This window comes from Brevundimonas sp. UBA7534, assembly GCF_002479325.1.
Taxonomy (GTDB): domain Bacteria; phylum Pseudomonadota; class Alphaproteobacteria; order Caulobacterales; family Caulobacteraceae; genus Brevundimonas.
On sequence record NZ_DLMO01000008.1, the window covers coordinates 7,488 to 12,303 of the forward strand.

The 4,816-nt window shown below is 62.5% G+C and carries 4 protein-coding genes and 1 pseudogene; all 5 read left to right on the top strand.

What is annotated here, in order from left to right:
• A partial coding sequence (locus tag B2U11_RS15680) for a helix-turn-helix domain-containing protein (protein WP_414632920.1) occupies positions 1-139 on the top strand: 139 nt, incomplete at its 5' end.
• Between the two features lie 20 nt (positions 140-159).
• Entirely contained in the window at positions 160-609 is a 450-nt protein-coding gene (locus tag B2U11_RS15685; RefSeq protein ID WP_414632919.1) for a helix-turn-helix domain-containing protein, read from the top strand.
• Between the two features lie 17 nt (positions 610-626).
• Entirely contained in the window at positions 627-1,742 is a 1,116-nt protein-coding gene (locus B2U11_RS00460; protein ID WP_292068999.1) for a tyrosine-type recombinase/integrase, read from the top strand.
• Between the two features lie 221 nt (positions 1,743-1,963).
• Positions 1,964-3,586, top strand: a pseudogene (locus B2U11_RS00465) (site-specific DNA-methyltransferase).
• 4 nt (positions 3,587-3,590) lie between these two features.
• The coding region (locus B2U11_RS00470) for a DEAD/DEAH box helicase family protein (RefSeq protein WP_292069003.1) at positions 3,591-4,816 on the top strand (1,226 nt) is incomplete at its 3' end.

Consider the following 4,816-nt stretch of genomic DNA (forward strand, 5'->3'; position numbering starts at 1 on the left):
CGAGGCGGCTAGCCATCTGAGCCTCGGCCGAACTTCGATCTATGCCCTGATCAGGGAAGGGAAACTGGAGGCGGTCAAAATGGGCCGTCGGACGCTGGTCAAGGTCGAGTCGATCCGCCGCCTTCTCGGCAGCGAATAGGGCGACCGATCTTGGCAAGGTTGAACCCCGGCCTGGCGAAGCTGAACCGCTCCTACACCGTCGATGAGGTGGCGACCCTATATGGCCTTCATCGCAACACGGTCCGGGCATGGTTCAAGGCCGGGCTGCCCGCCATAGATGACCACCGCCCGATGATGTTTCAGGGGCGGGCGTTGCGTGCCTTTCTGCAAGCCCGACGGGACGGAGCCAAGCGCCCCTGCCAGCCCGGCGCCCTGTATTGCTGCAAATGCCGCGCACCTCGCGAACCGGCTTCCGGTTCGGTGGTTTTCGAGGCCCGGATCGCGGGTGCAGGCACTTTGCGCGCCCTGTGTGCGACCTGCGGATGCCGGATGTTCCGGCGAGCCAGCGAGGCGTCCCTGCCAGACATCATGTTCGGAACCCCCGTTCGGATCGTGAGGGGAGCGCCGCACATAGAAGAGCGCCAGCCCCCCTCCGTAATCTGTGCCTAGCGACAGGACGAAACGACATGGCCAAACACAACCCCGCCAACGAGCGGATCAAGCGCGCCTACTTCATCTATCTGCGCGAGGCACGGCGACGGAATGAGGCGTCGGTGGACGGGGTCGCCAAGGCCCTGGCCCGCTTTGAGGTGTCCACCGGATATCGAGACTTCGCCAAGTTTCATCGGGAACAGGCGGTGGCGTTCAAGCGCAAGCTGGATCAACAGACCGGCGAACGCACCGGCGAACGTCTGAGCCGGGCCACCGTCAATTCAACCCTGTCGGCGCTGCGGACCTTCTTCATCTGGCTGGCCGATCAGCCGGGCTACAAGCGCAAGATCAGCTACTCGGACGCCGACTATTTCAACCTGTCGGAAAAGGACGTGCGGATCGCCCGCGCGGTTCGCGAAAAGCCGTTCCCGTCGGTGGAACAGGTCAACCATGTTCTGGCCTGCGCGCCCGCCGCCACGGATATCGAAATGAGGGATCGGGCGCTGATCGCCTTCGCCCTGCTGACCGGCGCCCGCGACGGCGCACTGGCGTCCCTGAAGCTAAAGCATATCGACCTGGCGCAGTCGCGGCTGGATCAGGATGCGCGCGAGGTGAGGACGAAATTCTCCAAGACGTTTTCGACCTGGTTCTTTCCGGCGCCGGGCGAGGCCCTGCCGATCTTCACCGCCTGGGTCCAGCATCTGCGCCGCGAACTGTTATGGTCGGACGGAGATCCCCTGTTTCCTGCGACGCGCATGGGGATCGGCCCGGACGGCGGGTTCGTGGCGGTGGGGCTGAAGCGTGAGCACTGGAGCACGGCCGAACCGATCCGCCGCATCTTTCGGGAAGGCTTCGAGCGTGCGGCTCTGCCCTATTTTAAGCCCCACTCGATCCGCGACACCCTCGTCCAGTTCGGCGAGCAGGTCTGCAGGACGCCGGAAGAATTCAAGGCCTGGTCGCAGAACCTGGGCCACGAAAAGGTGCTGACCACCTTCACGAGCTATGGCGCAGTGGCCTCGCACAGACAGGCGGCGTTGATCCGGGAAATGGGCGTCAAGGCCACCACCGGCGCCGCACCAGAATCCATGGAAGCACGGTTGGTCCGGATAGAGGCCATGATGATGTCGAGGGCTGTTGGCGCGGCGGGATAGGGGCTGCTATTCGATGCGATCAACGGGAGGGGCTGCGCGTGACGGAACTGGTCTTCAAGGGCAAGGAATTCGTCTACAACCACCACCTGACCGTGCCGTTTCGCCCGCTGGTTCCCGACGAAACGAAGGGGATCGGCGAACCGGACCTGGATGGCAATCTGATCATCCACGGGGACAACCTGCACGCCCTGAAGGCGCTGCTGCCGACCCATGCGGGCAAGGTGGACTGCATCTTCATCGACCCGCCCTACAATACCGGCAACGAGGGCTGGGCTTACAACGACAACGTCAACTCGCCGATGATCAAGGAATGGCTGAAGGCCAACCCCATCGGGATTGAAGACGGCCTGCGGCATGACAAGTGGGCGTGCATGATGTGGCCTCGACTAAAGCTGCTGCATGAACTCCTCGCCGAAGACGGCAGCCTATGGATTACTCTCGATGACAATGAATATCATCGTGCGAAATGCCTGGCCGACGAGATTTTTGGCGAAGAAAGTTTTGTAGCATAAATTTCTTGGCAGGCTCGGTATTCCATATCGAACGATGCTTCTGTATCGAATTCTCATAATTACATACTAATTTACTCCAAGGCTCGCGAGACTTGGAAAAAAGTAAGAAATGAGCTTCCAAGAAGCGGGAAGCAGGGCGCTCAGTATTCAAACCCAGACAATGATCCAAACGGCGCATGGCGTGCCATTCCGTGGGATGCACCTAATGTGCGTCAGAACCTGTCTTATCCCATCAAGACGCCGTCTGGAGAGATCAGGCTGCCACCAAAAGGGCGTTGCTGGTCACGGACAGAAGACCAGTGGCTGGCCATCGTTGAGAGTGGCTTGGCGTACTTTGGAAAAAGCGGCGGCGGCGCGCCCGCATTTAAGCGCTACCTAAAGGACGCGGACACCGTAGTTCCTACAACTTGGTGGCCGCACGAGAGTTCTGGACACACGGATGAGGCAAGCAAGGAACTAGCCGCCTTCGGTCTCGACATACAGTTCGCCACGCCAAAGCCAGTGAGACTTCTCAGCAAGATACTCGATATAGCGACAAAATCGGACAGTTTGGTCCTGGACTCATTCTCAGGCTCTGGAACCACCGCCCATGCCGTTTTGGCGGCCAACGCCCGCGACGGCGGCAGTCGCCGCTTTATCCTTGTTGAAGGTCAAGACTACGCCGACCGCCTCACTGCCGAGAGGGTCCGCCGAGTCATTAGTGGCTACGCCTTTGCTGGAACCCAACGCGAGGAACTGCTGCGCGAGCCCCTGACCTGGACCAAGCTGAAGAACGCCGCCGCCCTGCACGAAAAGGTGCAGCGATGCGAGACGCTGGACGGGCCGCGTTTCGACCGGATCAAGACGGAGGTGAAAGACGGCGCCCTGATCGTCACGGGCGAGCGGGACGTAACGGAAACGACGCCCGGCCTGGGGGGAACTTTCACCTATTGCACCCTTGGCGCGCCCATCGACATGGAAGGGCTGCTGACCGGTTCAGACCTGCCGTCCGTGGACGCCGTCGCGGCCCTGCTGCATCTGACCGCCACGTCGAAGCCGCTGGACCTCGCCGACATCAAGCCCGCGCCGGACGTGGGCGAGGGGGTCGTGCGGATCGGCGCAGGCGGCGGGCGTCATCTGTGGTTGATCTATCAGCCCGATCTGGACTGGCTGAAGTCCGGCGCGGCGGCGCTGACCCTGACCCGCGCGCGGGCCATCGCAGCGGATGCGCCGGGCGATCATCTGGTGTTCGCCCCGGCCAAGTTCGTCTCGCGCGAATTGCTGGCGTCGGAAAAACTGGCGGTCGAATATGCGCCGTTGCCGTTCGCCCTCTATCGCGTCGAAACGGCCTAAGGCCGTGGCGTTCCGCGAACTCGATTATCAGGCGCGCGCGCTGGCGGCGCTGGATGCGTATCTGGTCGCCCTGTCGGCGGAGAAGCCGCGCTACGACAAGGTGGCCGCCTTGGCGGCGGCGGACCCTGATCTTGGGCTTGAGCTTCCCCACTACCCTGAACGGGCGTGGACAACGCTTGCCGCCGCCGGGCAACTGCCGTCCGGTCGCGTCTTGCTTGGCTATTCCCAACGCCTGACCGGCGACGGCAGGCCTTGCCCGAATGCGACGCTGAAGGTGCCGACGGGCGGCGGAAAGACGTATCTGGCCTGTGCCGGCCTCTCGCGCATCTTTGGCGGCTATCTGAAGGCCAACACCGGCTTTGTGCTTTGGATCGTGCCGAACGAGGCGATCTATAGTCAGACGATCAAGGCGCTGCGTGACCGTGATCACCCCTACCGCCAGACGCTGGACCGCGCCGCCGCTGGGCGGGTGATCGTCCTGGAGAAAGGCGATGCGCTGAAACGCGCCGACGTGGACGCCAACCTGTGCGTCATGGTGTTGATGCTGCAATCGTCCAACCGCGAGAACCAGAGCACGCTGAAGCTGTTTCAGGATCGCGGGGACGTGCATGGGTTCACCCCGCCGGAGGGCGATCAGGCGGCCCACTCCGAGCTTTTGAAGGCCGTGTCCAATCTGACCATCTATGACTTGGCCGATGGTGGTCCGGCTTGGCCGATGATCAAGGATTCGGTGGGCAACGCCCTTCGGATCATCCGGCCGGTGGTGATCATGGACGAGGGCCAGAAGGCGGTGTCCGATCTGGCCTTCCGGACCCTCTACGACTTCAATCCCTGCTTCGTTCTGGAACTGAGCGCCACCCCGGTGGACGTCGCGCCCAAGAAGGCGACGGCGACCAAAGCGGCCTCCCCCGGCCGCCACGCCAATATCCTGGTCGAGATCACCGGGCGGGAACTGGAACGGGAGGGCATGATCAAGATGCCCCTCAACCTGGAGCCTGTGCCGGGCACGGATTGGCAGGCCGCCATGCGGGCCGCCTTGAACAGGTTGAACGGCCTTGATGCCAGCGTGGACGCCTATCTGGCAGACGGCGGGCGCTATATCCGGCCCATTCTGTTGGTGCAGGTCGAACGCACAGGGGCCGATCAGACAGACACCGACATGATCCACGCCGATCATGTGAAGGCCTGGTTGATGAAGGCCGGGCTGGACGAGGCGGAGATCGCCTTCAA

What these genes read in the sequence shown, in the direction of transcription:
- B2U11_RS00460 (WP_292068999.1), top strand. Translation starts at nt 627, where the DNA reads ATGGCCAAACACAACCCCGCCAACGAGCGGATCAAGCGCGCCTACTTC.